This is a genomic window from Vibrio sp. 2130-1, from assembly GCF_033339515.1.
Genome location: NZ_JAWOUT010000238.1, coordinates 1 through 731 on the forward strand (window position 1 = coordinate 1; position 731 = coordinate 731).

The following is a 731-nucleotide window of genomic DNA, read 5'->3' on the forward strand; positions in this document are numbered from 1 at the left end:
AATAGCGCCTAGCACCGCCAAAGGCACTGAAAACAGCATCGCAAACATAGCCGCTTTTATCGTGCCGAACGCAATCGGCACCAAGCTAAATTTGGCTTCAAAGTTGTCACTGGCCGATGTAGATTGCCATACAAATTCAGGCTCTGGATAGCCTTCGTACCACACTTTCTGCCACAGTGAAGAAAGCGAGACTTCAGGGTAAGAGTTATCGACCTCCGCCACCTTTAACGAGTCATCATTCCAAGTAATCAGATAGCGTTCATTGTTCGACATTGCCGCCATCGCAGGCGCTTGTTTATAAGCTCGCTTAAACAACACCAGTTTTTCACTGGTCGTGTAATGACTCTGAAGCGTACCATTGGTGTAGAAACTGTAGAATCCTTTGCGGTGTGAATCTGGCAATAAGTATTTAAGTTCAGACGCTAATTTGAAGTCACGAATATGAGTTAAGGTTCGCTTCTCATTTTGCAAAGTATCAAACCATTGCGAAACGCGACCATCATTGTGCGTCACCAACAGGGAATATGCGCCCGCAAGCAAATCAATCGTTCTTACAGAATGCTTTTTATCCCCTTGAGTAAGATCGATAACTTCGCGCACCGTAAACTTTTGAGCAGCTTTGGTCAGAACAATTAACTCCGAACCATCACGCAAATAAAGCGTTTCTCCATCCGGTGTTAAGAGCATCTGTTGGGGAGCGTCAAAGCCCGCAGAAAAGGAAAAATCTATCG

The 731-nt window shown here is 45.1% G+C and carries 1 pseudogene; it reads right to left on the minus strand.

Annotated features, from left to right (window positions below):
• Positions 1-731 (minus strand): annotated as a pseudogene (locus R7Q09_RS25435) (phosphate ABC transporter permease); the annotation flags it as partial.